Source organism: Clostridium sp. LS, from assembly GCF_002760435.1.
Lineage (GTDB): Bacteria > Bacillota > Clostridia > Clostridiales > Clostridiaceae > Clostridium.
Genome location: NZ_AUUU01000009.1, coordinates 59,431 through 84,814, shown reverse-complemented (window position 1 = coordinate 84,814; position 25,384 = coordinate 59,431). Strand labels below are relative to the sequence as shown.

The 25,384-nt window shown below is 30.4% G+C and carries 23 protein-coding genes; 9 read left to right on the top strand and 14 right to left on the bottom strand.

What is annotated here, in order from left to right:
* Nucleotides 1-7: 7 nt before the first annotated feature.
* The 7 genes from COL3_RS02460 to COL3_RS02430 all read right to left on the bottom strand — a co-directional run bounded on the left by COL3_RS02460 (nucleotide 8) and on the right by COL3_RS02430 (nucleotide 7,658).
* Nucleotides 8-982, bottom strand: a complete 975-nt coding sequence (locus tag COL3_RS02460) for a mannose/fructose/sorbose PTS transporter subunit IIA (protein ID WP_008423386.1) — start codon at nucleotides 980-982, stop codon at nucleotides 8-10.
* A gap of 651 nt (nucleotides 983-1,633) precedes the next feature.
* Nucleotides 1,634-2,914, bottom strand: coding sequence for a M20 family metallo-hydrolase (locus COL3_RS02455; protein ID WP_008423385.1), 1,281 nt, complete (start codon nucleotides 2,912-2,914; stop codon nucleotides 1,634-1,636).
* 15 nt (nucleotides 2,915-2,929) lie between these two features.
* Nucleotides 2,930-3,871 carry a 2-hydroxyacid dehydrogenase gene (locus tag COL3_RS02450; protein WP_008423383.1) on the bottom strand — a complete coding sequence of 314 codons (942 nt, stop codon included), beginning with the start codon at nucleotides 3,869-3,871 and terminating at the stop codon, nucleotides 2,930-2,932.
* Nucleotides 3,872-3,962: 91 nt separating this feature from the next.
* A complete protein-coding gene (gene allE, locus COL3_RS02445; RefSeq protein ID WP_008423380.1) occupies nucleotides 3,963-4,727 on the bottom strand; it encodes a (S)-ureidoglycine aminohydrolase in 765 nt (254 codons plus the stop codon).
* 23 nt (nucleotides 4,728-4,750) lie between these two features.
* A complete protein-coding gene (locus COL3_RS02440; protein ID WP_242982088.1) occupies nucleotides 4,751-5,971 on the bottom strand; it encodes a M20 family metallo-hydrolase in 1,221 nt (406 codons plus the stop codon).
* A gap of 15 nt (nucleotides 5,972-5,986) precedes the next feature.
* Nucleotides 5,987-6,883, bottom strand: coding sequence for an ABC transporter permease (locus tag COL3_RS02435; RefSeq protein WP_008423377.1), 897 nt, complete (start codon nucleotides 6,881-6,883; stop codon nucleotides 5,987-5,989).
* Between the two features lie 16 nt (nucleotides 6,884-6,899).
* Entirely contained in the window at nucleotides 6,900-7,658 is a 759-nt protein-coding gene (locus tag COL3_RS02430) for an ABC transporter ATP-binding protein (RefSeq protein ID WP_008423375.1), read from the bottom strand.
* A 309-nt stretch (nucleotides 7,659-7,967) separates the two neighbouring features.
* Here COL3_RS02430 and COL3_RS02425 point away from each other — a divergent pair, with 309 nt between their 5' ends.
* From COL3_RS02425 to allB (COL3_RS02405), 5 genes are all read left to right on the top strand, one after another.
* Nucleotides 7,968-9,596: a PucR family transcriptional regulator gene (locus COL3_RS02425; RefSeq protein ID WP_008423372.1), complete on the top strand. Its 1,629-nt coding sequence runs from the start codon at nucleotides 7,968-7,970 to the stop codon at nucleotides 9,594-9,596.
* 248 nt (nucleotides 9,597-9,844) lie between these two features.
* Nucleotides 9,845-10,897, top strand: coding sequence for an ABC transporter substrate-binding protein (locus COL3_RS02420; RefSeq protein ID WP_008423370.1), 1,053 nt, complete (start codon nucleotides 9,845-9,847; stop codon nucleotides 10,895-10,897).
* Nucleotides 10,898-10,978: 81 nt separating this feature from the next.
* A complete protein-coding gene (allB, locus tag COL3_RS02415) occupies nucleotides 10,979-12,391 on the top strand; it encodes an allantoinase AllB (RefSeq protein ID WP_008423367.1) in 1,413 nt (470 codons plus the stop codon).
* Nucleotides 12,392-12,528: 137 nt separating this feature from the next.
* On the top strand, nucleotides 12,529-13,608 hold the full coding sequence (locus tag COL3_RS02410; RefSeq protein ID WP_008423366.1) for an ABC transporter substrate-binding protein: 1,080 nt from the start codon (nucleotides 12,529-12,531) through the stop codon (nucleotides 13,606-13,608).
* Nucleotides 13,609-13,697: 89 nt separating this feature from the next.
* Nucleotides 13,698-15,065 carry an allantoinase AllB gene (gene allB / locus COL3_RS02405; protein WP_008423363.1) on the top strand — a complete coding sequence of 456 codons (1,368 nt, stop codon included), beginning with the start codon at nucleotides 13,698-13,700 and terminating at the stop codon, nucleotides 15,063-15,065.
* Between the two features lie 80 nt (nucleotides 15,066-15,145).
* Here the strand turns inward: allB (COL3_RS02405) and COL3_RS02400 are convergent, their stop codons facing one another.
* From COL3_RS02400 to COL3_RS02390, 3 genes are all read right to left on the bottom strand, one after another.
* The gene (locus tag COL3_RS02400; protein WP_008423361.1) at nucleotides 15,146-15,913 is read right to left on the bottom strand and encodes a hypothetical protein; all 768 of its coding nucleotides are present in this window, start codon (nucleotides 15,911-15,913) and stop codon (nucleotides 15,146-15,148) included.
* Nucleotides 15,914-16,020: 107 nt separating this feature from the next.
* Entirely contained in the window at nucleotides 16,021-16,683 is a 663-nt protein-coding gene (locus tag COL3_RS02395; protein WP_008423359.1) for a response regulator transcription factor, read from the bottom strand.
* Nucleotides 16,676-17,956: a histidine kinase gene (locus COL3_RS02390; RefSeq protein WP_008423357.1), complete on the bottom strand. Its 1,281-nt coding sequence runs from the start codon at nucleotides 17,954-17,956 to the stop codon at nucleotides 16,676-16,678. Before COL3_RS02390 ends, COL3_RS02395 begins: the two co-directional genes overlap by 8 nt.
* A gap of 307 nt (nucleotides 17,957-18,263) precedes the next feature.
* Between COL3_RS02390 and COL3_RS02385 the strand changes: the two genes are divergently transcribed.
* The 3 genes from COL3_RS02385 to COL3_RS02375 all read left to right on the top strand — a co-directional run bounded on the left by COL3_RS02385 (nucleotide 18,264) and on the right by COL3_RS02375 (nucleotide 20,407).
* Nucleotides 18,264-18,920 (top strand): TetR/AcrR family transcriptional regulator, encoded by a 657-nt coding sequence (locus COL3_RS02385; RefSeq protein ID WP_008423354.1) that lies wholly within the window; start codon nucleotides 18,264-18,266, stop codon nucleotides 18,918-18,920.
* A 14-nt stretch (nucleotides 18,921-18,934) separates the two neighbouring features.
* Nucleotides 18,935-19,339: an FMN-binding protein gene (locus COL3_RS02380; RefSeq protein ID WP_008423352.1), complete on the top strand. Its 405-nt coding sequence runs from the start codon at nucleotides 18,935-18,937 to the stop codon at nucleotides 19,337-19,339.
* A 93-nt stretch (nucleotides 19,340-19,432) separates the two neighbouring features.
* Nucleotides 19,433-20,407 carry an FAD:protein FMN transferase gene (locus COL3_RS02375; RefSeq protein ID WP_008423350.1) on the top strand — a complete coding sequence of 325 codons (975 nt, stop codon included), beginning with the start codon at nucleotides 19,433-19,435 and terminating at the stop codon, nucleotides 20,405-20,407.
* A gap of 700 nt (nucleotides 20,408-21,107) precedes the next feature.
* On the opposite strand, the gene COL3_RS02365 is transcribed toward COL3_RS02375, so the two are convergent.
* Complete coding sequence (locus COL3_RS02365; RefSeq protein ID WP_008423347.1) at nucleotides 21,108-22,034, bottom strand: YafY family protein; 927 nt, start codon at nucleotides 22,032-22,034, stop codon at nucleotides 21,108-21,110.
* 108 nt (nucleotides 22,035-22,142) lie between these two features.
* Between COL3_RS02365 and COL3_RS02360 the strand changes: the two genes are divergently transcribed.
* A complete protein-coding gene (locus COL3_RS02360) occupies nucleotides 22,143-22,625 on the top strand; it encodes a GyrI-like domain-containing protein (protein WP_008423345.1) in 483 nt (160 codons plus the stop codon).
* Between the two features lie 457 nt (nucleotides 22,626-23,082).
* Here the strand turns inward: COL3_RS02360 and COL3_RS02355 are convergent, their stop codons facing one another.
* From COL3_RS02355 to COL3_RS02345, 3 genes are all read right to left on the bottom strand, one after another.
* Nucleotides 23,083-23,643 (bottom strand): flavodoxin family protein, encoded by a 561-nt coding sequence (locus COL3_RS02355; RefSeq protein ID WP_008423343.1) that lies wholly within the window; start codon nucleotides 23,641-23,643, stop codon nucleotides 23,083-23,085.
* Nucleotides 23,644-23,826: 183 nt separating this feature from the next.
* A complete protein-coding gene (locus tag COL3_RS02350) occupies nucleotides 23,827-24,396 on the bottom strand; it encodes a TetR/AcrR family transcriptional regulator (RefSeq protein WP_008423340.1) in 570 nt (189 codons plus the stop codon).
* Between the two features lie 414 nt (nucleotides 24,397-24,810).
* The gene (locus COL3_RS02345; protein ID WP_008423338.1) at nucleotides 24,811-25,323 is read right to left on the bottom strand and encodes a PTS glucose transporter subunit IIA; all 513 of its coding nucleotides are present in this window, start codon (nucleotides 25,321-25,323) and stop codon (nucleotides 24,811-24,813) included.
* Nucleotides 25,324-25,384: the final 61 nt, after the last annotated feature.

Genomic DNA, 25,384 nt, shown 5'->3' with positions numbered 1-25,384 from the left:
AATTAGATTATTTTAATTTCTTTAATTCCTCTTGTGCCTTTTTAAGTATTTCGTCCATATTTGCTTTTGAATCATTTGGTACTTTACGCACATCAAAAGTAAGTCCAGCTTGTTTAAGCTTATTGAATATATTAATATCTTCTTGATTGAAAGCAAGCACTTTGCTTGGTTGAACCTTACCTAAAGAGTGAGCCATTGAACCAACATTGATTGTCTTTAGTGGTATTCCGCCTTCTACAGCTCTAAGTACATCTTTTGGATTTTCAAAAAGAAGCATTGCACGTTGCCCTCCAAAATGCTTGTCATCTTTTGCAAGTTTAATCATATGATCAACTGGAACAACATGAGCCTTAACCCCCGGAGGAGCAGCTTGTGTGATCAAATTCTTACGAAGTTTATCTCTAGCTACATCATCTGACACTACAATAATTCTTGTAGGATTTACAGTTTTTGTCCAAGCAGTTGCTACTTGACCATGAAGTAAACGAGAGTCAATACGAGCTAAAACGTATTCGAATGATCCAGGTGCACCAGCATTAGATTGCCCTGCTCCCGCTCCTGAAGTTTTACCAGTTGCTGGTTCTAATGCTTCGGGCTTAACTTTAACTCCTTCTTTACCTGCATTTAAGATATAAGTTGCAATTTCATGTGCAGATTCCATTGAAAGACGTGCACCATAAGCTTCAATCAGCATTGGCAAATTCAAACCAGCTACGATTGCCCATTTATCTTTGTGTTCCTCAAATAGCATATTCGCTTGGTTGAATGGTGTACCGCCCCAAAGATCAACTAAGAATAAAACCTCATCTTGGTTGTCAAAGGATGCGATTGCTTCTTTCATTTTTGCTCTAAGATCATCAGGTCCTTCGCTAGGCATCAACGTAACAGCTTTTACATTTTCTTGTTCTCCGAAAATCATTTTACCAGATTGCATGATACCTGTAGCAAATTCTCCGTGACTAGCAAGAATAATTCCTACCATTTTTATACCTCCTATTTTTTATTTGTTACAAAAACAAAAGGCATAAGCATTCGGAAATAAAACAAAATAATATATGTTCAGATTTCATCACACTACTTGTACACTAAATTAAATCATAAAAAATATGATAATACCTTATAAAACGGTACAATACACGTGACATAACAAACAAATATTAAATTATTCTATTTACCTATGCTTATGCCTGATCGAATCAGTAACATGCTAGATATTATTATTTTATTGTAATCTACTTAAGGACTCTCACTTGATGCCCTCACTTGACTACGTTTTCATGATAACACTTTTTTTTTCATTATGCAATACTTTTTTTAAATTATTTTAACAAAATAATTTATATGCTAAAATTATGCCTACTTTGTAGGAAACTGTAAGTATAAATAATATTTCATCTTTATCGGCTACAAAGATATTAGATATATTTAATCCTACAATAAACTACTTGACAGAATATTCAAATTAAAAGCATTACATAAATAACAGCTTATAGTATGTAATCAATTATATAATTGTAATATTTCAAATCTATAAAATGAAAAAGCCCACGACTTATTCCTATCGTGGGTTTCATGGTGGAGATGAAGCACGACTCTTAAAATCCACCATAAATTTCATAGCATTCAAAATTTATTAAGATATGGAGTTTAAATTATTTACACATAATTCTTCTTTATTTGATAATTCTAGTAAGGATTTTGCTAATACCTCAACACCTAAAGCAATATCATTATAGTCTGTCCACTCATCTGGGCTATGACTAATTCCATTTTTGCTTGGTACAAATATCATAGCTACAGGTGCAAATTCTCCTACAAACATCGAATCGTGATAAGCGCCACTTATCATCATATCATAAGAAATATTTTTTTCTTCACAACTTTCTCTTAATATACTGACAATAGTTTGATCACATTTCATTGGCATATCATTATTCTCTTTGATCAAATTAACTTGAACACCTCTTTTTTCTTTAATTTTCTTAATTTCTTTCTTTAAATCCTCTATTAGCTCCATTTTTGTTTCAAATTCACAATCACGAATATCAATAGAAAATTTAACTTTGCCTGGAATTACATTTACTGCATTCGGTATTACTTCTACTCGTCCAACAGTTGCTGTATTATATTCACTATTACATTTAAGTGCAAGTTTTTCCAAAATCAAAGCAATTTCACAGCTTGCTGCATATGCATCTCTTCTATCTTCCATTGAAGTTCCGCCAGCATGTGATTGACAGCCTATTACTTCTACAGAATAATTTGTAGGTGCGCAGATTGTCTTAACTATGCCAACTGGCAGTCCCTTTTTTTCAAGTTTATTATTTTGTTCAATGTGCAATTCTATTGCACCAAAGACTTGCCCTTTTTTTACGTGTATATCTTTGAATCTATCAAGATCATAACCTAAGTCTTTCAAAATCGACTCTAAAGTTTTTCCATTTTCATCTTTTAACTTCTTTGTATCTTCTAATGTTAGATGTCCAGCCATTGCACGGCTGCCCAAACAACATAATCCAAATCTTGTAGGCTCTTCTGAAGTATATACAACAACTTCGATATTTCTATTAAATTTAATACCTGAATCCTTAATAAGTCTAAGGGCTTCCATACCACCTACAACACCAGCCATTCCATCAAACATACCTGCATTAAGTACAGTATCTATATGTGATCCAGTCCAAACTGGTGGAAGATTTGGTTTACTTCCTACTAATGTTCCAAATATATTTCCTATACTATCTTCTCTTACAATAAGTCCCAATTTCTTCATTTCACTTTTAACGTATTCTCTAGCTGCTATCTCACATTCTGTGAAAAGCACTCTTGTTGTACCAAACTCTGGAGTAGAATTATAGGTATTAATTTTCTCTAACCAATTCTGTATATTTTCTGCATTTGCTTTCTTTAGCATAACTTTCACCTACACTTACATTACATTTTGTGGAGTACCTCTTAACCATTTTTCAATATTGTCAAAAACAATGATAGCTCTCTTTTCAAAAGCTTCTGCTGTAGCAAAAGCAACATGAGGAGTTACTATTAAGTTCTTTGCTCCAAACAATACATGATCTACTGGTATCGGTGGTTCAACCTCAAATACATCTACTCCGGCACCTGCTATTTTTCCACTGTTTAGCGCTTCAGCAAGAGCTGCACTGTCTACAACAGGCCCCCTTGCTGTATTAATTAAAATTGCATTTTCTTTCATTAATGATAGTTTCTCACTATTTATTAATCCTTTAGTACTTTCATTTAGTGGAACGTGAAGTGATACTATATCACAAGTAGCCATTAATGTATCTAATTCTACAAATTTAATTCCTTCAACCTCTTTTTTGGTTCTGCTATAAACATATACTTCGCATCCAAAAGCCTTAGCAATTTCTGCAGTTCTCATGCCTATTGCTCCTGCCCCTACTACTCCGAACTTCTTTCCTGCTAATTCAAAACCAACAAGCCCATTTTTTGTTCCGCCTTTTCTTGTCACAGTATTACAAGGTATGATATTTCTATACAGAGAAATTACCATACCAAATACTAAGTCAGCAACAGCAACAGTTGAATATCCCGCACAATTACATACCATAATATCTCTTTCTTTACAGTAATCCATATCAACATGATCTACTCCCGTAAATGCAACACAAATCATTTTTAAATTTGAGCAGTTTTCTATTACTTCTTTTTTATATGGAAGATTAGAGAGTACTACAGCATCAGCATCCTTGCTTCTATCTATTAATGTTTCAGTATCCTCTACTCTTGTATCATAATATATTATGTCTACTTCATATCCCAAAGTATCCTTAGCCATCCCCAACAATTTGTCCTTATTTACACCTAATGGTTCTAATATTACTAATTTCATTTTTCATTCTCCTTTATTTATATATATATTTATTTATATCAATTTATCTTTGAAGCTTAGCATTATTTTACATTCATATATAGATATCCAATTACAAGGATACATCCCTATTACAGTCCTTTGAATAAATATAAGCAAAATTTTCTGTTCCAACTCCATAAGCGCATTGTGGGACATATGGACCAAACCACATGAAATCTTCTTTCTTTATTCCCATCCATGTATCATCCATTAGATACATTCCTTCTCCACTTAATATATATGCACCATGTTCTTGTACATGAGTTTCTACAAATGGATGACATCCACCTGGTTCAAAGCATAAAATGTGCATATTCATGTCAAATCCAAGATCTGTTGGAAGTAAATCTTTTATGAATACATTTGCCATATCATCATAAATTCTATATTCAATATCATTTACATTTCCCACAACAACTCTAGCTTCTAAGTCTTCATATTTAATATATACTTGCTTATACAAAAGTATTTTTGAAACTTCTGTTCCAATATTTTTAAAGCTCATTCCCATGCCTTCTGGTGAAAAAGCATATCCACCATCATCTAGTACATGTTTTTCATTACATATAGTAACTTCTACGCTTCCATTTACAACATAAATGAAGCTTTCAATTTTTTCTTCCTTTGCAAAAGTTGCTGTTGTGCCTCCTCCCACTTGTGCATCTATAATATATTGTACAAAACTTGCACCCATTTTAGGTGAAGCAACAATGCTCACTTTGCAATCCTTAATATTAGGTATTACGTTATTTACTAGTCCTTCTTTTGGTATTACAGCCCATAAACCTGGTTTAACTACTGCTCTTGTTGATAATAAATCTTTAGGATATCCCATCTCTATCTCTCCTTCATTTCTATTTATATATTAACTATTGCATCTAGTGCTACCAAAGTAGCTTTAGCCAAATGCTCATAGCTAGTAAATTCTTCACTACAATGACTTCTCCCATCTTTACTTGGTACAAATATCATAGCTGTATCTATAAACTCTGCCATAGGTAAGCTATCATGTCCTGCTCCACTGTTTATATGTTCATATAAAAAATTTCTTTTTATGCAGCTTTCTTCGATTTTTTCTTTTAATCCTTCATTCATATCTACAGGATTTACACACAATGTATTTGTAATTGAATATTTTGAATTATACTTACTCGTAATATTTTCAATCTGTTCTTTTATTTTTTCATATATAGAATTAACTGTTTCCTGCTTTGTGCTTCTTATATCTATACTAAATGTCACATTTTCTGCTATTGTATTGATTTCATTTGGGAAAACATTCATACTTCCCACTGTTGCAACTGCATTTTCATATGTTCTTGCAATATCTCCAATATTTGATATAACTTTTGCAGCAACTTCTACTGTATCTATTCTCATATCCATTGGAGTTGTACCTGCATGATCCGCTCTTCCTTGTATAGTCACCATATATCTTTGCATTCCAACAATGGTATCAACTATTCCAATATCTTTTTCATGTTTCTCAAGAACTGGCCCTTGCTCAATATGAATCTCTAAAAAAGCTTTGATATCATCTAAATTTCTTTTTGCTTTATATATTGCTTCTGGATTTAAACCATACTCTTTCATTGCATCATATATGCTTATATTATATGCATCCTTAAATTCTTCTAAATCTGAAACCTTAAGCTGACCAAGCATAGCTTTACTTGAAAAAAAGCCTGATTTAAATCTAGCACCTTCCTCATCATTGGTACCAATTATTTCAATTGAATACTTAGATGAAAAATCTTTTTCTTTAAGCAACCTTGCTACCTCCAATCCACAAACAACTCCAGCAATACCATCAAATTCTCCTCCATATTTTACACTGTCATAATGTGAACCTATAATAATAGTTCTTTTTTCTTTTCCTTCAAATCTTCCAATAATGGCTCCTGATTCATCTATTCTTGTCTTCAAACCAATTTTCTTCATTTCATCTTCTAAATAATGAACTGCCATCTTTGCTTCCTTTGTAAAGGGAAATCGCGTGACCCCATTGCCACATGTAGATGTGAATTCCCTTAAAGTTTTTAAATGTTTTTCTATATTTATTGCAATTTCATTTATCATAATCATCACTTTCCTTTAAGATTCTACAGCACTTGTTATTCCGTCCTTTTTCCACTTAAATAAAATATTCTCTAAAACAGTAAGCACACAAAAGAAGAGGGTGTATAAAATACCGATTAATATCGCTGCTAAAAACATATCGGCCATTTTAAACCAATTTTTTGCATCTACAATTATATATCCTAGCCCTGAAGATGCTCCCATCATTTCTGCTACTACCAATGAAGAAAATCCTAGACCAAGACAAGCTTTCATACCTGTAAAGATATTAGGCATAGCTGAATTTAATATTACTTTTGTAAATACTTGAACTCTTGATGCCCCCAAACTGACAGCTGATCTAATAAGAAGTGGATCTGTATTCTTTATTCCATCAATAACATATGGCAACATTGCTATAAATGTTGTATATGTAATTAATGTTATTTTTGAACCTTCTCCAATTCCAAACCAAATTAAAAACATTGGTAAAAATGCAAGAACTGGTATTGGTCCAAACATATTGACAATAGGCATTACCAAATTATCAATCCATTTAAAATTTGCAATTAAAGAGCCTCCAATAACAGCTATAATAGTTCCAATCATAAATCCGCCAAGCATTCTATATAAACTTATCCCTATATGCTTAAACAAAATTCCTTTTTGAAAATAGTCATATCCTGTCTGAATAATTAAAGTCGGTGATGGTAAGAAAACCGGATTAAACCATCCTTGGTAAACATTAATTCTACTAACCATCTCCCATATAATAAAGAATATAACTAATGAAAGTATCTTATACCATTTATTTCTCTTTTCCCTTATTGCTTGTTCAGTTTTTCTAGATATACGTGGAACATTAACTTCTGCTTCTATTTTCTCATTTATATCTTTTAATATTACTTCAGGCTTCATTTCATATACCTCCATTTTTACCCCTCCATTTCTATTCTGTTATTACGGCTTCATCTAAATTATCTGTAAGCCCTTTTTCAAACATTTCTACATACTTCATAAATTCAATACTTTTAGTATCTCTAGGTCTTGGTATATCTATTTTTTCTAACATTTCTATTTTTCCTTCTTTTAATAGAACAACCTTATCTGCTAAATAAACTGCTTCCGGTACACTATGAGTAATAAAAATAATAGTTTTATTTGTTGCCTTCCATATTTTTATTAACTCTTTTCTCATAGTATCTCTTGTCATAGCATCTAATGCCCCTAAAGGTTCATCCATGAGCAGTACTTCTGGATCATTGGCTAGCGCCCTTGCTATACCAACTCTCTGAGCCATACCTCCTGATAAACTTGATGGATATTTGTTTTCATATCCTTGTAAACCTATTAAATCAATATATTTATTAACTATTTTTTTTGAATCTTTCTTCTTTTTTATCTTTAATCCAAACTCTATATTTTGTGCTACTGTATACCAAGGAAAAAGTGCATGTTGTTGAAATACAACGCCTCTTTCTGCTGATGGTCCCTCTACCTCTTTTCCATTAACAAAAATATTTCCGTTGTCTGATTTTAAATATCCTGCTATTAAGTTTAATAATGTAGATTTTCCACAGCCACTTTTTCCTAAAATACATATAAATTCACCATCTTTTATATCTAGTGAAAAGTCATTTAGTACATATTTTAACTTTCCTTCATATTCATCAAATGCTTTAAATACTCTAACTAAAGATACACTCATAAAATTTCCTCCTTTAAACAAAAAAGGCACAAAACATGAATTTTGTTTTGCGCCTTTGCAAATTTAATTTATTCTTATATTAAAAATAATTTTAATCTTTCAATATCTTGTCCCTCAAATTAATTATAGTTTAATACATCAAGTTAATATCTACAATGACAATATGCACATCATTTAAAGATTTTACTGTGCATGTATCACATTATTTTTGACACAGTTGAAAAAATATGATAATATTTTTTCAAGCAATGGTGCTAAACAAGGCACCATTGCTTTTTATTTTCGAAAATTATGCTAGGAGGTAAATTTATGACTTTAGAGTGGTTAATAAATAGTGTGGAACTAAATAATTTTAAATGTGTTGCAGGCAGAGATAAACTTAATACCCCCTTATCAAGTGTTAATATATTAGATAATCCCGATGTAATTCGCTGGATAAAAAAGGATGAGCTAGTACTTACCACAGGTTATATCTTTAAGGATAATCCAGAAACACAGGTAAATATAATTAGGGAACTAAAAGAGACTGGCTGCTGCGCATTAGGTATCAAAATCAAACGTTTTTTTGAAACAATTCCTGAAATAATGATAGAAGAAGCTGAAAAAGTTGGCCTTCCATTAGTGGAAGTTCCATTTTATTATTCCTTTTCTGAAATAAGTAAATTAATATACAATAAAATATACTCTAACGAACTTAATAATGATTTGCTTCAATATAGTATTATTAATAAACTTTCCTCTGCATTCTTTGAAAATCAAGGTCTTGATGTTATGATTAATGAATTATCCCATTTTATAAATAAATCTATTATAGTTACAGATTGTGATTATAATGTTTTTTCCGCTGTATTTAATTTAGATTACAAACATCTAATAAATGAAATTGATTTACCTAAAATATCACCTACTGAGATTGCATCTCATATTAGTCATACTGAAATTAGCGATACCGCTTATAGAAATTTAAAAATAAATGATGAAGTATTTCGTTTCTTTATAATGACATTACCAAACTTTTCTGGCATGGTATGTATCTTAATTGATGATAATGATATTTCTTCATATAATAAACTCCTGCTTGAGAAAGCTAAAAATATAATTTCTTTAGAAATAACACGTTCTAACAAAACAAAAAGTTTTTCAAACTCTTATCATAATTTTTTCTTTGATTTTTTAATATCTGAAAATACGAAAAGTGAAAAAGATATTTTAGAAATATGTAATTTTTATGATTTTGATTATACAAAAAAACGTGTATGTGTATCCTTTGTTTTGGAGAATTGTGAGAATGATCAGCATAGAAATAAAATAATCTCCACACTGCAGCAAGCAATTTCTAATAATTTCCGTGATCATCAAGGTTTATTTTTATGTGCAAACAATAATATATTAAGCTTATTTCTCTTTTATAAATCAGAACAAAGCAATATTTGGGCTGTAAACAATACTTACAATATTATTTTAGATTTTTACAATAAGCTAGGAGATAGTATAAGCTGCAATATAAACATTGGAATAAGCAGATGCCATTCTGGAATAAATTCTATACGTACAACTTTTAAAGATACTTTAAACTGTATAAATTTGAAAAAGCACCAAAATGGTGCTGAATCTATTTGCTGTTATACTGATAAACTTGAATACCATATTCTCTCTACTCTGCCAGAATCCTATTTGATGAAATTATGTGAAGATACTATCAAACCATTAATTGAATTTGATAAAAATAATAATGGAAATCTTGTAGACACATTAAAAATATATTATCAAAACAGATTTAATTCTACAGAAACAGCAAAGAAGTTGTTTCTACATAGAAATACTCTCATTCATAGATTAGACAAAATTAAAGAATTACTTCATTATGACTTTATTGACAATGATAAAATGTTTTCTATATATCTAGGAATTTGTGCTTATGAAACTCTTAAAGCCTAACTTTGTGCAGATTGTTATGTTTTCATATACTATTTGTGCAACTTGCCCATTATCATACTTGAAATTATTGTTATAATAGAAATATAGTAAAATTTACTACAAAATTTTTTTATTATGAAAAATTAATAATCACGTGATTTTTACAAAGGCGTAAATATAAATAAATATTTATATTTACGTCTTTTTTTACTTAAATCAAATAATACCATTACTTTACAAGTTATTAATAATATTAAGGGGGCTTTAATATGAAAAATATTAGAATAAAAAATTTACTAGCTATATTAACTACTTGTGCAATACTAACTACATCACTTTACGGTTGTGGAAATTCTGCAAATACAGCACAAACTTCTGCATCTAATGATAAAAAATTATTTGAGATAGAGGCCTATGGAGTAGTTGATCCTCAAATATCCGCTCAACAAATCATAGCTGATAAAAAAGGATTTTTTGAGGAAGAAGGCTTAAAAGTAACAAATAAATTATTACAGTCTGGTGGCGACATTTCACCTTTGATATCTGGTGGTACAGCCAAAGTATCTTTTGAAAGCACTTATACAGACATTGCCCTTGCAGCAAATAACGTTGATGTTAAAATGTTGGCAACCATGGCTAATATAGGTGATACACAATGTGTAGTTGCTGGTAAAAATGTAACCATAAATAGTGCTAAAGATATCGAAGGCAAAAAGATAGGCATTGCTTCTGGTGCTGGTGTACTTATAGCTATACGTAATATGTGCAAAGATTTAGGTGTTGATGTAAATAAAATTCAATTTGTCATCTTATCACCTTCTGATCAAATTTCCGCATTAGAACGTGGGGATATAGATATGATGGCTTGTTGGGAGCCATGGGTTTCAAATGCAGTAAATGCAGGTGGAAAATTATTATTCAGCGGATTAAATTCTTATTTACCTGAAAAAACTGGATCTGTTAATTGGCTAAATTTTCACACTACTGTACAAGTTACTGGAGATTTTCTAAAAAATAATCCAAAGCAAGTAGAATCTTTACTTAAAGCACTATCAAAAGCAACTGATTATATAAATAAAAATCCTGAAGAATCTGCTAAAGCAATTGCTTCTGAAATCAATCTCGATGAAAAACAAGTATTAAATATTATGAAAAAAAATGTGTATACTATGAAATTTGATAAATCATTTGTAGATTCTTCAAATGAAATGGCAGCTTTTATGCATGAAATGGGAAATATTAATTCTGTTCCAAAGTTTGAATCCTATGCTGATTTTACACCTTTAAAAAATGCCGTTCCAGAACTTGTTACAGTTAGTTAATTCAGATTAAACAGACTTATACCATTTGCATTACTCGATTTTAATAATGTAACACAAATTTTACAATAAGGGATGTTAATTATGTATGATTTATTAATTAAAAATGCAAACATTGTAACTGATAATAATATCACTTTAGGATGTGTAGCTGTTTTCAACGGAAAAATCAAAGATATTTTTTATAATAATGAAATAGCAGATGCTAAACAAATATTAGATTTAAACGGTAAATATCTATTTTCTGGTTTCATCGATTGCCATGTGCATTTCGATGAACCTGGCTATACAATGCGTGAAGATTTCAATCATGGTACAGCGGCTGCAGCCATAGGCGGAATATCAACAGTTATAGATATGCCTTTAAATAATAAACCGCCTGTCTCTAATAAAGATATTTTTGAGGATAAATATAACTTAATAAAAGAAAAAGCCTTTATTGATTATGGTTTTTGGGGTGCACTTGTTAATTACAATATGGGAGATCTCCATGAATTAAATGAAACAGGTGCTTTGGCTTTTAAAAGCTTTATTTGCGATGCTGGTAAAGATTATACTTCGTTAGATTTACGGGAAGTTGAAAAAGCCCTAACAATATTGAAAAACTTTAACGGTCTAGCTGGCTTTCATTGTGAAGACTATGATATGATTCAAAAATTACAAAAAGAAAAGTTGGCTGAAGGTAAAATTTCTGCAAAGGATTATTTAGATTCCAGACCTCTCGACGCTGAGTTAATTGCGACTAAAAATGTTATAGCTATTGCAGAAAAGACTGACAGTAGAATTCATATATGTCATGTTTCTCACCCTCTTGTTGCAGAGGAAATCAGAAAAGCAAAAGCAAAAGGGATTAAAGTTACTGGAGAGACATGCACCCATTACCTAACATTTACTGGAGACGATTTAATACATAAAGGGATGTTATTTAAATGTTCTCCCCCATTAAGAACTAAGGAAGCTTGCGAAGGCTTGTGGGAATATATCAGTGATGGAACTTTAGATTGTATTTCTTCAGATCATTCACCAGGTACCATGGAAGAAAAAACTGAAAATCATCTTGGTGCATTTGGTGCCTGGGGTGGATTAAGTGGTGTGCAAACTACTGTTCAAATTTTCTTTGATCAATTAGTAAATCATCATAAATTAAGCCCTTCCATAATGGCTAGAGTTTTAAGCAAACGCCCAGCTGAAATATTCGGTATATACGGTATAAAAGGTGATATTTCAATTGGTTTTGATGCAGATTTTACCGTTATTGATCAAAATAAGACGTGGAAGATTTCTGAGAATGATTTAAAATACTTAAATAAAATTTCAGCTTTTGTTGGTTTAGAGGGCAAAGGTGCTCCTGTTTTGACAATAGTTCGTGGAAAAATAATCGCTAAAGATGGCAGCATAGTTATAAGTTCAGGTTATGGAAATTTAGTTAAAGGAGGCTCGACTCACAGAGTAAGCGATCATCATCAAATCGTAGATTCGAGACGCCTACTTAAGTGATTCACACCAAATCATAGATTTGGGTTCTCTACTTAGACGTAATAAATCTAATATTTAGTTTTACAAAGGTGTAAACATAAAAATTCTATGTTTATGCCTTTTCTGTTGTATTCAAAATTTATTTAGGAGTGATTAATATGAAAAAAAGTAAATTATTAAAAAAGTTATTCTGTATATTAACTTTAACTACTATGGTATCAACAAGTCTATTTGGTTGTGGTACTTCTTCAACTTCAAGTACCTCAACTTCATCTAAGGAAACTTCTAGTACTGATAGCTCTTCTGATAAATTATTTGAAGTTGATGCCTACGGTGAACTAGATCCTCAAGTATCTGCTCAACAAATTATTGCAGACAAGCTCGGATATTTTAAAGAAGAAGGATTAAAAGTAAATAATAAATTAATGACCGGTCCTGATCAAAATGCTCCTCTTGTTGCCAGTGGTACTGCTTCAATATGCTTTGGATCTATTTATAACAATATTGCAGTTGCTGCAAATGGTGTTAAGGTAAAGGTGCTTGCCCCACTTGCCAATGCTGCTGGTACTCAAAGTGTAGTTGCACGCCCTGGTTTAAACCTTACTTCTGCTAAAGATTTGGAAGGCAAAAGAATAGGTATGACTTCTGGAGCTGGAGTGCTTATTGCGATCCGAAATATGTGTAATGAACTAGGAGTCGATATTAACAAAATTAACTTTGTTAATCTACAGGCATCAGAACAATTATCTGCTTTAGAAAAAGGTGATATTGATGCCATGGCTGTATGGGAACCATGGGTTGGTAAAGCACAAGCTATTGGAGGTAAATTACTATTTAGCGGCACAACTTCAAATTTACCTGAGAAACAAGGAAATGTTCATTGGATTGACTTCTATATGACGGTCCAAGCTACTGAAAGCTTTTATAATCAGCACCCTAAGGAATTAAAAAATTTCTTATCAGCTTTAAATAAGGCAACTAAGTATATAAATGAAAATCCTGAAGATGCATCAAAAATTATTGCTACTGAAATTAATATTGATCCTAAAGACTGTCTAAGAATTATGAAAAATAACGTTTATTCTATGAAATTTGATGACCAGTTTGTTTCTGGTACAAATACTATGGCTAAATTTATGTTAGATATGAAAAGCATAAACAGCGTGCCTGATTTTTCTCAATATACAGATACTAAAATTCTCTCTTCATTAGACCCTTCATTAGTGACTACTAAATAACTAAAAATTAAGTGTAGATAAAATATTTTAATACAAAATTTTATCTACACTTTCAGTCTTGTAAAATTATATATGATTGGGTGGTAAATATGTTTGATATACTTATTAAAAATACTCATTTAGTAACTTGTGAGAAAGTAAAATTTGGAAGCCTTGCAATAAAAGATGGCAAAATTGCAGATATTTTATTGGGCAATTGTGAAGTAGATTCAAAAATAACTATTGATGGCACTGGTAAATATCTTTTCCCAGGTTTAATTGATGCTCATGCGCATTTAAATGAACCTGGATTTACAACTCGTGAAGATTTTTATCATGGGACAAGAGCTGCAGCAGTCGGTGGTGTTACAACTGTTATTGATATGCCAATGCAAAACGAACCTGCATTATATAGTAAAGATATCTTTGTCTCAAAGGAAGCCTGCGTTTCTTCTAAAGCATATGTTGATTACAGCTTTTATGGCGCCCTTGTCACTTATAATTTAAATAAGCTCGAAGAATTAAATTCTTGTGGAGTTGTAGCTTTCAAAAGCTTTTTTGCACCTGTAAGTCCAGATTACACACCTTTAAATACTGGGCAAATCAGGCATGCATTATCTATAATAAAAAAATTCGATGGTTTAGCCAGCTTTCATTGTGAAGATTACAATATTATTACCTATGAACAAAATAAAGCTATTAACGAAGGTAGATTAGGCCGCAGAGATTTTCTTAATTCGCGCCCTGTAATTGCAGAACTGATGGCTGTAAAGAATATTATAGAATTAGCAAAAGAACAAAATTGTCGTGTTCATATATGTCACGTAAGTCACCCTGCTGTAGCAGAAGAAATAAAAAAAGCAAAGATGAATGATGTAAAAATTACCGCTGAAACTTGTCCTCATTATCTTATTTTTGACGAAAATGATTTTCTAACTAAAGGAGCTATTTTCAAATGTGCCCCACCACTTCGAACTCGTGAAGATAAAAAAAAGTTATTAGATTACGTTTGTGATGGAACTATTGATATAATAGTAAGCGACCATTCTCCTTGTGCTCCTGAAGAAAAATTAGAGGACATGGGAATTTTTAATGCTTGGGGCGGCATTAGTGGAATTCAAACTGGTCTACAAACTATGTATGATTACCTTGTTGCTCAAAAAGGGATTTCTCCCTCACTAGTATCTAAAGTAATGTCTGCTAATCCTGCAAAACATTTTGAAATAAGCAGTAAAAAAGGTTCATTAAGTATAGGGGCTGATGCTGATGTGGTACTTCTTGATCCAAATAAAAATTGGAAAATTACAAGCAATAACCTAGAATATTTAAATAAACAATCTGCGTTTGTTGGCTTAGAAGGGAAAGGACTTCCGATTTTAACCATACTTCGCGGAAAAATTATTTCCGCGAATGGGCATATAACTGAAAAAACTCCATATGGGCATTTGATAAAACGAAACTTACGAAATTTCAGTTAGATTGTCATAGGTTTCATGGTGGAGGCGAAGCGCGATCTTTGAACTCCACCACTTAAAAAGATTCAATTATATTAATTATTTTACTGATAATAACTTCTAATATAATTCACCCATTCATTATATATATCTTCATCAGATTTTCCAAATACCTTTTCATAATCTTCTGTTTTAATTATCTCCATTAATTTTTCCCATCCATATTTTTTATCTATATACTCTATATAGGTATTGGCAAAGGTGTACCCTCCCATCTTTGAAAATTTAACTGGATTGCTAGTCTTAATTTCTGAAAAAGTTGGAATTTGCATATTATAGGTATATTTTTTATAAAAAGGTTCTGCATTAGATAAATATAAAGCCATTCCTTCAGTTAACCATAATCTAATATGTGGATTTATTATACTTACATAGGCATGAACCATTTCATGTAAAGCAGCTTGCTTATTATTATTATAGTCATGAACCTTTCCTGGATTTGCAGGCGATGTCAGTATAACATCCGTTCCTATATTGTCACCAATATACCAGTCGAGGCCTAACATTGGCCCTATTATTCCATATTTTTTCATTTGCATTGTAGATTGATGGTCATAAATATAGATATTAATATTTTGCTTTTCACTAAATCCTAATTTCTTAGCTAACTCACCTGCTCTTGCATTAGCTAACTGAAAAACATCCTTTGCTGCCGTTTCTTCCTCTTCATAATAAACATTTACCCATTCGCCTTCAATAAGATGCATATTTGATGTCTTTAAGCTAAGAGTTGGAATAAAATTAATAAAAATAAGTAATGCAGCTATCACAAAAATAATTCCAAATATTTTAATAGTTTTATTTCTTTTCATGTACTATTCCTCATTTCTTCTTTATTTCCTATAGAATACCTAAAATATCCTCCATAAAAAAGTAACCAGAGTCATTATTTTGATATGACTCTGGTCATGTTTAATTATTAAGGAAATATTTTTGCAAGCTTTAAGGCTAACATAGTCCTATCTTTTATCCCTGTTTTATCATAAATAGTACTTATATAATTTTTTACTGTACCTTCAGAAATATATAAAAATTCTGCTATTTGAGAATTGGTATATCCGTCAGAAAGCAGCTGACAAATTTCAATTTCTCTTTCTGTTAGATCTTTTAATAGATCAATCGTGGAGTATTCTTCCTTACTTGTATTTTCATTTGAGCATTTTGACATTATATTCGCTAATGCAGTCATTACTTTACTATCAAGTATGCTTTGACCATTCATAACATTAAAAATTCCCTGAACAATAACTTTTGTTCCTGCATCTTTTAATAAATATCCGTCTGCTCCGTTCCGTACTGCATTTACAATGTTTTCTTCATCATAAAAAGTGGTTAAAACAAGTATTTTCATTGCAGAATATCTTGCTTTTATTTTTAATATCAATTCCTGTCCTGACATTCCCTCCATATTTAAATCTATCAATGCTATATCTGCTTGTTCTTCCTCTAAAATATCTAAGGCTTCCTTACCATCATGTGCTAGCCCTGCTATTTTAAAGGATTCATTCATGGATAAGATTAGTTCAAGACTTTCTAAAAGAAGATTTTCATCATCTACTATCAATATTCTAATTTTATTCATTCTTATCACCTGTTCTTGTTGGAATTTTCAATGTTACCAGCATTCCTTCTTGATTTTCTATTTTTAAATTTCCGCCTATAGAAACTAAGTAATTCCTGATTTTTTTTATTCCGAATCCAGAGTCCAGTAATTCTTTATAATTTCCCATACTTTCAATTCCTGTTCCATTGTCCTGAACTATTATATTTATATTGTGTCTATCTATATCTATAATGACAATAATAGCTGTTGCATTCCCATGTTTTACACTGTTGGTGACCAGTTCCTGCAATGCTCCTATTAAAAAGTCAATCCTCTCGATACGAACATTCTGCTTTTTCAATTGCTGTTCACTATACTCAATTTTAATTCTTATTTTGATATTGAAATCTTCTTTTAATTTATCAATATTTACATTTATTAATTTCATCATATCTTCTATGGTTTGTCCATTTACCTTTGTGTTTATCCCACGTACTGCTTTTCTAATAGCTTCAAGACTCTCCCTCATTCGTATATTTGCAAATTTTATTTTTTCTATTGCTTTTTTAGAATCCACATTGTAAACCGCTTCTGCTGCATCCAAACTCATAATAGCTGCCATTATTGTGTGTCCAACACTATTATGTATATCTCTGCTTACTTGTTCTCGTTCATCATATTTTATCTTCTGAAGAGCAAGAGATTTTTCAAGTTCAAAAATCTCCTTATCCTTTATAGACTTATGATACTGTAGCATAAGTCCAGAAGTACGATTACATAATATGTAAAACAAACTTCCACAACATAAGTATTGAAGCACTCTTGGCACAGCTCCATATAACATTATATTTTTCAATCCAGTAAAGGGTTCAATCCATGGTTCCATTAAAAAATAAAAACTCAATAAGTGAGCTATTAATATATTACACACTGATTCAATAATTGCTACTATAAGCTGTTTCTTTCTAAGATACATAGATGCTAATATTGTTGGAATAACAAACATTAAAACTGTTTGAAAGGTTAGTAATGCATAACATATTCCTGTAGAAATCACAGCACAAGTAAGTATAAAATACTTTATCCATTCTTTCTTAAGTTCAAATACATCCACTAAAATCGTTGGCAGCAAAAGAGGAATTATAAGTAATACATTCATTTTTATCATTACATTCTGCACAACATCAAATACATGAATTAAATTTAAAAATCCTGCTATAAAGCAAAAATACAAAACGATTCGCATTGCCTTTGATACTGTTTTATTTGTTTCTATTTCATTTTTCCATAATAATTCGTCTACCTGATTCATGTTATCCCTCTTGTCTATAATATTAATTGCATAAAAATATTTTTACCCCAAAATCTTCATTTCCATCCCTTAGGATACCTTCAATTAACTTCATTATATCCTAAAAACTAACTATAATTAGTATAACATAAATGAAATAACCCATGAAAATCTAAATTTATATTTTCGTTAGTTTTTAAGTTCTCTTAGCTTTTCTATTATTTAAAACCCATTATAAGCTTAAATTTCCCTTGACTTCTAAAAATAATATTATATACTAAAAATATACAAAGTATACTATTAGTATACTTAATAAACTAAAAGGCAGGTGTTTACTATAGGTATTACTGAACGAAAGGAAAGAGAGCGATTAGCTCGTAAAATTGAAATAATAAATGCAGCTGAAAAAATTTTTTTTGAGAAAGGTTTTGAAAATTCTACAATGGATGATATTGCAAAGGAGGCTGAGTTTACTAAGAAAACTATATATTCATATTTTAAAAGCAAGGATGAGTTATATTTTGAAATAATGTTATCAGGCTTTAATGTATTAAATGAGTTGTTTGATAAGGTAATTAAGGAAGATATTAAAAGTAACGAATTTGAAAAAATCAGTAAATTCGGTAAGGTTTTTGTTGAATTTAGTAAGAATTACCCTGGATATTTTACAGCTATTGCAGATTATGAAAACAAAGATTTTGACTTTAAAGATGAAGATGATAACTTTTTAATAAAAAAGTGTTATACAGCTGGACAGTATTCTATCGAATTATTAAAGAGTTGCATTATAAATGGAATTAAAAAAGGTGAGTTAATAGATAATGCAGATTCAAATACAATTTGTCTTCTGCTCTGGTCAACTATGATGGGGTATATTGGATTATTAAATAAAAAAGAAAAATACATAAATGCTTATTATGATAAAAATGTTGAAGATTTAATAGAAGATGGAATTAATATTTTATTAAAATCTATTAAAAAGTAAAGGGTGTGTTATATATGTTAAATGTAAAAAGAATATTATTAGGTGCAGCTTCCCTTGTTGTTATAGCTGGTATTATCTTCGGCGGAAGATATTTAATTTCAGTTATAAATTATAAAAAAGCAATTAAGGAATTAACAATTAATAGAGTAGATTTATCAAAGATTTCTGATGGAAAATACACTGGTTCATACGATATTAGTTTAATTAGTGCAAAAGTTTCAGTTACAGTTAAAGACCACAAAATTGAAAATATAGATTTATTAGAACATAAAAACGAAAGAGGAAAGCCTGCAGAAGTTATTCCAAGCATGGTAGTTAAAGCCCAAAGTTTGCAAGTTGATACTATTTCAGGAGCAACAAATAGCAGTAAAACAATTTTAAAAGCTATTGAAAACGCATTAGAATCTGGTCAAGCATAAAAATATTGCAATAAAGTTTTTTAAACCATTCCATAAGCTATGCCAGAAAATATAATGAATCCTGAAGAAGTTAGAATAAAGTGAGGAATATGTATGGTTGAATTTGAAGATTTTGAATTCTTTTGTATGGGAACTAATGTCATTCAAAGAATTTATAGTGTTAATGCAAAGAAAATTGCTATACTCGTTGAAAATGAGTTGAAAAGACTTGAGAATCTAATGAGTTTTTACATTAGTTACAGTGATGTCGGTAGACTTAACTCAGAAGCTGGACAAGCTGAGGTTCCATTAAGCAAGGAAACTTTTGAAGTTATAAAAAAAGCTAAGGATTACTCAGAACTTTGTAATGGAGCATTTGATATAACTATAGCTCCCTTAGTTAAGCTATGGGGCATATTTAGCAAAGACCAAAGAGTACCTTCAAAGAATGAAATTAATAATATATTAAGCTTAACAAATTATAAAGATATCATTTTAAATATAGAGAAAAACTCTGCCAAACTATCAAGGGTAGGACAAAAGATTGATTTAGGTGCAATAGCAAAGGGCTATGCAGCAGATAGAATTATAGATATTTATAAGAAAAATTCTGTTGAATCTGGCTTTATAAACATCGGAGGAAATGTACTGACCCTTGGAAATAAACCTGATAGTTCACCTTGGTCAATCGGAATTCAAAATCCTTTTCAAATAAGGGGCGAATTCATAGGAATTGTAAAAATTTCTGATGAAACAGTTGTAACCTCTGGAGATTATGTAAGATATTTTGAAAAAGATAAAATTAGATATCATCATATCTTAGATCCAAGGACAGGCTATCCTGCTAAATCAGATCTAATAAGTGCCACTATAATTGGAAAAAGTTCTATAGAAGCAGATTCTTTATCAACAGCTATATTTATTCTTGGGCTAAGAGAAGGAATGGAGTTAGTCAATAAAATTGATGATATAGAAGCTATATTTATCACTTCTGGAAAAAAGGTTTTTGCAACGAAAGGAGCAAAAGAAAAATTTTCTTTTATTGATGCATCGAATGAATTTGAATATATAGAGGATACTTTTCTTTAAATTTACAAGAAAAAAGGAAGTGATTCTTTAGTGAATTACCTATTATTAGGTTGGTTATCATGTATGTTTTTAATCTTTGGTTATAGCTATAGTTTATTTAAAAGGTTTAAAAATATACGTTATAAAATAAACTTACCTGTTAAGAAATTATTAGATTATCATTGTATTTTATCTATTATAGCAACAATTTTAGCTTTCCTTCATGCTGGAAATAATCTAACTAATATTAAATTTTCTACTGGATATATTAGTTTGATATTGATGATCTTGACAACACTTATTGGAGTAATTATGAAATACTTCAAAAAAACATATATAAATCATAGGGCATTTTGGCTGTATACACATATATTGCTGTCCGTTATGCTAATTGGATCAATTTTATTGCATATATTCTATTATCTACTTTTGCAATAATAATTAATATTATTTCCTTTTATAATCAAGAATCACCAATATATATGAATTAAAATGCATAATCCACAAAAATCCAAAATCTTAGATTCTTGTGGATTTAAAGCATATCCTTAAAAATCCACTACTTTATATAATTATTAGGTTGTTGAGTAAACAAAATTTGTAAAAATTATTTATTCAACAACCTAAATAAATATATCCTTTTCTCCAAGCCGCAATAAAATCCAATCATTCATCGGTCATATTTTCGAATCTTAATATAGTTAATGCATATATTGAAAACTTATTTGTATATATCCATAACCTCCATTAAGTATTTTTTAAAATTTTCTCTAACACTTGTGGGTTCAATAATTTCACATTTATTACCAAACTTAAGTAGTACATTATATCCTTCTTCATTATCTACAATAGGATATTTAGCAATGTAGTTATCTTCATCTCGTGCAATGATGTTATCCTCTCCAAATCGCTCTATAATTCTATCTTTTAAAGATTTATCTATTCTAATAATTACCGGTACTACTTCTTTTGTTATCCAATCTGTACCATCCATAGGCAATGGTACAAAATCTCTTGGCTCAAAATTAGCTTCTGATACACGTACCTCATTCATTCTAGCTAACTTAAATATCCTATAATCATTTCGTTCAGTACTAAAGGCTTGTAAATACCATTTGCTTTCTTTAAATACTACCTTATAAGGTTCAACTTTACGGGAAGTCTGATCACCATTTTTATCTATGTAACTGAATAACAAATATCTTTTTTCATTCATTGCTCTCTCTATAGTTTTCAATACACTTCGCAGCGAGCGGTTTCCCTCATTAAGTTCTAAATCTATTAAAAAATTCTGATTATTATTTTGCTTTAATAAATCATTTTCATCCATCATGCTCTGCAATTTGATCAACGTATTAGCGATTTCCTTATTTTCTAATAGCTGATTATAACTTTGTAAGCCAGTTATTAAGCTTTGAACATCTTTGGGAGTAAATAATTTTTTGTCAACTTTGTAAGATTTCATCAAACTTACTCCACCCATAGAACCTCTAGTTACCATAATAGGCATTCCAGCAATATTTAAAGCGTCAATATCTCTGAAAATGGTCCTCCTACTTACTTCCAGCTTTTCAGCCAGTTCACTAGTGGGTACTGTTTCTCTTTCTAAAAGAAGCATAATGATTGCAATTAGACGTTCTATTTTCATAAAAAAGTTCACCTCGGGTTTAATTATGACATACTTGTGTCATAATTGCTATGATAAAGTATAGACATAAACAAGATTCCAAATAATTATTGCAAGGAGAGATTTAAAATGAGTAATTTTAAAATTGAAGAAAAAGAGACTTTTCGTTTGGTAGGTTTTAAAACAAAACTAAAAGGTTCAGAAAAAAATGACTCAAAACAATTTTCTGAACAAAAAACTGAATTTTTTAAGGATATAGTTCAAAGTGGAAAGATGTCTTTACTTAGAACAATTTCTGAAAGTAACTATGGTTATGCAGCAGTGACAACTGATGGAAACAATACTTTCTACTATGCAGGTGTTAAATCATCACAACCTGTAGTTGATGAAAGCGAAGAAGTTTTATTTCCTGAAGGAAAATATCTAGTTATTGAAGGAACAGGTGGACTATCTCGTTTAGCTTTTGATAAGCTTGAAGATCAAGCCTTTAAGGAAATTCTTACTGAAAAATATAATTATGAGTATAACGGAAATCCTATTGCAGAAATCCTACTAAATGGAAATCCAGCAGACTGTGAAGTTGAAGTATGGATACCAGTAATACAAAAATAATTATTCATATCGCAAAGAGATAGCATAAGCTATCTTTTTTACTTTTTAGATCATTCATATCAAAGTATGAGTGCGATTTTCTTTCTCTCAGCCCGCTTTACTCCAATTAAGAAAAAAATACGACTATCTGTAAGCAGCTATTTAAGCCGCATACAAATAGTCGTGGGTTTCATGATGGAGGCGAAGCATGACCTTTAAAATCCACTAATTATTATTTAGCAAGATTTCTATTTTCTTATTGATTAATACTAGATATTTTTAGATAAGGTATGTACCAAAGGGACGAACACGTAGCTGGTCTTCTTCTACTGTGGTTAGATAAAAGCATACGCATTTTTTAGAAAATCGTAAACTTCTTTCATAATAATTCCTTTCTAGCCATAGATTGCCCATAAGTCCTTATACATCATTGTTATGTTTTTAATCACCTTGAAAAGCTTAATGGTTATGGTCAGCATCAACTTAATTTTACTACCAATTTTCTGCCATCAGTAAAAGCCCTGTCTAGGAGTTCTTGAGATATGCTATATCCCTGGGTCTCCGTACCACAAGCAAGTATATTATCAATTAGATCCCATCCAAAAAATTCAGAACGCATCTTTAGCGATTCAAACAGATTACTACAGAAGTCTTCATTATCTGCAGCCTGTGCAAATACAGCTATAATCTTTTTTCCTGGGTAACGTGGCTTGAAATCATGTCCAAACATCGGACGTAAACGGTCAAACCAAATCTTCGCCTGGCCACTAAAGTCAGACATATAAATTGGTGAACTAATTATAATCCCATCAGCAGATTCAATATCACTATACATAGAATGCAGTTTATCTTTTATAATACATACCTTATCTTTTCTGCAATAATCACATGCCTGACATCCTCTAATTCCAGTTTCATTAAGATCATATATTACAATTTCGGCTCCTTCAGATTTTGCCCCTTCTATTGCCTTATAAAGGAGCTGTGTAGAAACTCCTTTTTTTCTAGGGCTTCCAATAAACGCTACAACTTTACTCATTTAATTACCTCCATAATCTTGTTTTATAATAATTGAATATTCAATCAATTTTATTTTTTTAAAATAACTCTTTTTTATTTAATTCATTTTATGTACCCTTTTTGACTTTAATAAATGCAAAGTAATTTAATTAAAATTTTATATAATATTGCCTGAACATTCATTCAATATTATATAAAATTTTTATTTTTTTATTGAAGCCCAGCTCATTCCAATTATTTCTTCAACATTTTGTTGAGTAAATTCAAACTCTCCATTAAAGTATTTTTTTGCAATTTGTATTAATGGACTAAAAGAATAAATAAATAAAAGGTCTGAATCAACTTCTTTAAAAACGCCCTGTTTTTTACCATTTTCCATAAATTCTAGTAATGGCCTACCTGTAATATCAAATTCTTTATGCAACTCCAAGATATATGGCGAATTTGTAAACTGCTCCATAAAGAGAAAATTATCCTTATTGTTAATAAAGAAATTAATGTAATTGCTCAATAAAATTTTAAATTCAGCTTCTACTGGGCAGGAAATATTAACTCCATATGATACCTTTTCCTGCATATCTTTTTTAGCTTCCAAAAAAAGTTTTTTAAGCATATCATCTTTATTATCAAAATAAGTGTAAATAGTTCCTGCTGCAACACCTGCTTCTTTTGCAATCTTGGACATTGAAATCTCCGCTAACCCTACTTTATTTATAAGCTGTATTGCCGCCTTAATAATACTTTCTTTCTTATCATCATCTTTATATCTCATACTAAGCTGCCTCTCTTAAGGATAACAATTCCTCTAATAATTTTTACTTTACATCTTATATTTTATATTAAATGATCATTCAATTAAAGTCAATACTTTTTTGAATGATCATTCAATATTAATTTTTATACAATTTAATCTTAAGAAGAAACATAAGAAATATGTAACCCCTAATTCCAAAACATCAGGAGTGTGCATATCCAATATAAAACTCTGTAACTCTAAGCTAAAAGCTCAAAATTTTCTACGACAGTTTGTCCCAAGAAACACTGAAAGCCACTGAAATCAGTAGCTTTGAATTGTATCAAAATTCTAGTTCTAATTTGGTGGAGGTGAAGCGTGACCTTTGAAATCCACCAAAAAAATCTTATCTTAATTTTAATCCAAAAATATATTACACATTAACAACTTTACTTATAAAATTTTTATAATCTTTTTTGATTTTTTTATATGACCTTGTGCAAGTACTTCTATATTTCTATATTGATCGGAGTTTGTTACAACTATTGCTGTAGTAGTCACATATCCTGCCTTTTCAATATCAGATATAGAAAATGTCATCAGTGATTGTCCACATTTTATTTTTTCTCCAGCTTTCACTAATGGATTAAAGCCTTTTCCATTCATTTTAACTGTATCCATTCCTATATGAATTAGTAGTTCTATTCCATCACAGCTTTTCAATGCAATTGCATGTTTTGTTTCTGTAATCAAAAGAATTTCTCCATCAAAAGGTGCATATAATTTTCCATCGGTCGGCTTCATTCCACATCCTTTTCCAAGCATTTCTTCTGAAAATACACCATCATTAATTTCTTTCAAAGAAATTACTTCGCCTTCCATTGGTGCATAAATAAAGCCATTTTCCGTTTTTTCTATAATTGTTTCTTCTTGCTTTTTATTTATAAATTTTTGAAATATATTCATTATATCACTCCTTGTATTTTACTCTTATTTTTTAATCAACTAATTCCTCCACTTAAATTTC

What these genes read in the sequence shown, in the direction of transcription:
- COL3_RS02460 (WP_008423386.1), bottom strand. Translation starts at nt 982, where the DNA reads ATGGTAGGAATTATTCTTGCTAGTCACGGAGAATTTGCTACAGGTATC.
- COL3_RS02455 (WP_008423385.1), bottom strand. Translation starts at nt 2,914, where the DNA reads ATGCTAAAGAAAGCAAATGCAGAAAATATACAGAATTGGTTAGAGAAA.
- COL3_RS02450 (WP_008423383.1), bottom strand. Translation starts at nt 3,871, where the DNA reads ATGAAATTAGTAATATTAGAACCATTAGGTGTAAATAAGGACAAATTG.
- allE (WP_008423380.1), bottom strand. Translation starts at nt 4,727, where the DNA reads ATGGGATATCCTAAAGATTTATTATCAACAAGAGCAGTAGTTAAACCA.
- COL3_RS02440 (WP_242982088.1), bottom strand. Translation starts at nt 5,971, where the DNA reads ATGATAAATGAAATTGCAATAAATATAGAAAAACATTTAAAAACTTTA.
- COL3_RS02435 (WP_008423377.1), bottom strand. Translation starts at nt 6,883, where the DNA reads ATGGAGGTATATGAAATGAAGCCTGAAGTAATATTAAAAGATATAAAT.
- COL3_RS02430 (WP_008423375.1), bottom strand. Translation starts at nt 7,658, where the DNA reads ATGAGTGTATCTTTAGTTAGAGTATTTAAAGCATTTGATGAATATGAA.
- COL3_RS02425 (WP_008423372.1), top strand. Translation starts at nt 7,968, where the DNA reads ATGACTTTAGAGTGGTTAATAAATAGTGTGGAACTAAATAATTTTAAA.
- COL3_RS02420 (WP_008423370.1), top strand. Translation starts at nt 9,845, where the DNA reads ATGAAAAATATTAGAATAAAAAATTTACTAGCTATATTAACTACTTGT.
- allB (WP_008423367.1), top strand. Translation starts at nt 10,979, where the DNA reads ATGTATGATTTATTAATTAAAAATGCAAACATTGTAACTGATAATAAT.
- COL3_RS02410 (WP_008423366.1), top strand. Translation starts at nt 12,529, where the DNA reads ATGAAAAAAAGTAAATTATTAAAAAAGTTATTCTGTATATTAACTTTA.
- allB (WP_008423363.1), top strand. Translation starts at nt 13,698, where the DNA reads ATGTTTGATATACTTATTAAAAATACTCATTTAGTAACTTGTGAGAAA.
- COL3_RS02400 (WP_008423361.1), bottom strand. Translation starts at nt 15,913, where the DNA reads ATGAAAAGAAATAAAACTATTAAAATATTTGGAATTATTTTTGTGATA.
- COL3_RS02395 (WP_008423359.1), bottom strand. Translation starts at nt 16,683, where the DNA reads ATGAATAAAATTAGAATATTGATAGTAGATGATGAAAATCTTCTTTTA.
- COL3_RS02390 (WP_008423357.1), bottom strand. Translation starts at nt 17,956, where the DNA reads ATGAATCAGGTAGACGAATTATTATGGAAAAATGAAATAGAAACAAAT.
- COL3_RS02380 (WP_008423352.1), top strand. Translation starts at nt 18,935, where the DNA reads ATGTTAAATGTAAAAAGAATATTATTAGGTGCAGCTTCCCTTGTTGTT.
- COL3_RS02375 (WP_008423350.1), top strand. Translation starts at nt 19,433, where the DNA reads ATGGTTGAATTTGAAGATTTTGAATTCTTTTGTATGGGAACTAATGTC.
- COL3_RS02365 (WP_008423347.1), bottom strand. Translation starts at nt 22,034, where the DNA reads ATGAAAATAGAACGTCTAATTGCAATCATTATGCTTCTTTTAGAAAGA.
- COL3_RS02360 (WP_008423345.1), top strand. Translation starts at nt 22,143, where the DNA reads ATGAGTAATTTTAAAATTGAAGAAAAAGAGACTTTTCGTTTGGTAGGT.
- COL3_RS02355 (WP_008423343.1), bottom strand. Translation starts at nt 23,643, where the DNA reads ATGAGTAAAGTTGTAGCGTTTATTGGAAGCCCTAGAAAAAAAGGAGTT.
- COL3_RS02350 (WP_008423340.1), bottom strand. Translation starts at nt 24,396, where the DNA reads ATGAGATATAAAGATGATGATAAGAAAGAAAGTATTATTAAGGCGGCA.
- COL3_RS02345 (WP_008423338.1), bottom strand. Translation starts at nt 25,323, where the DNA reads ATGAATATATTTCAAAAATTTATAAATAAAAAGCAAGAAGAAACAATT.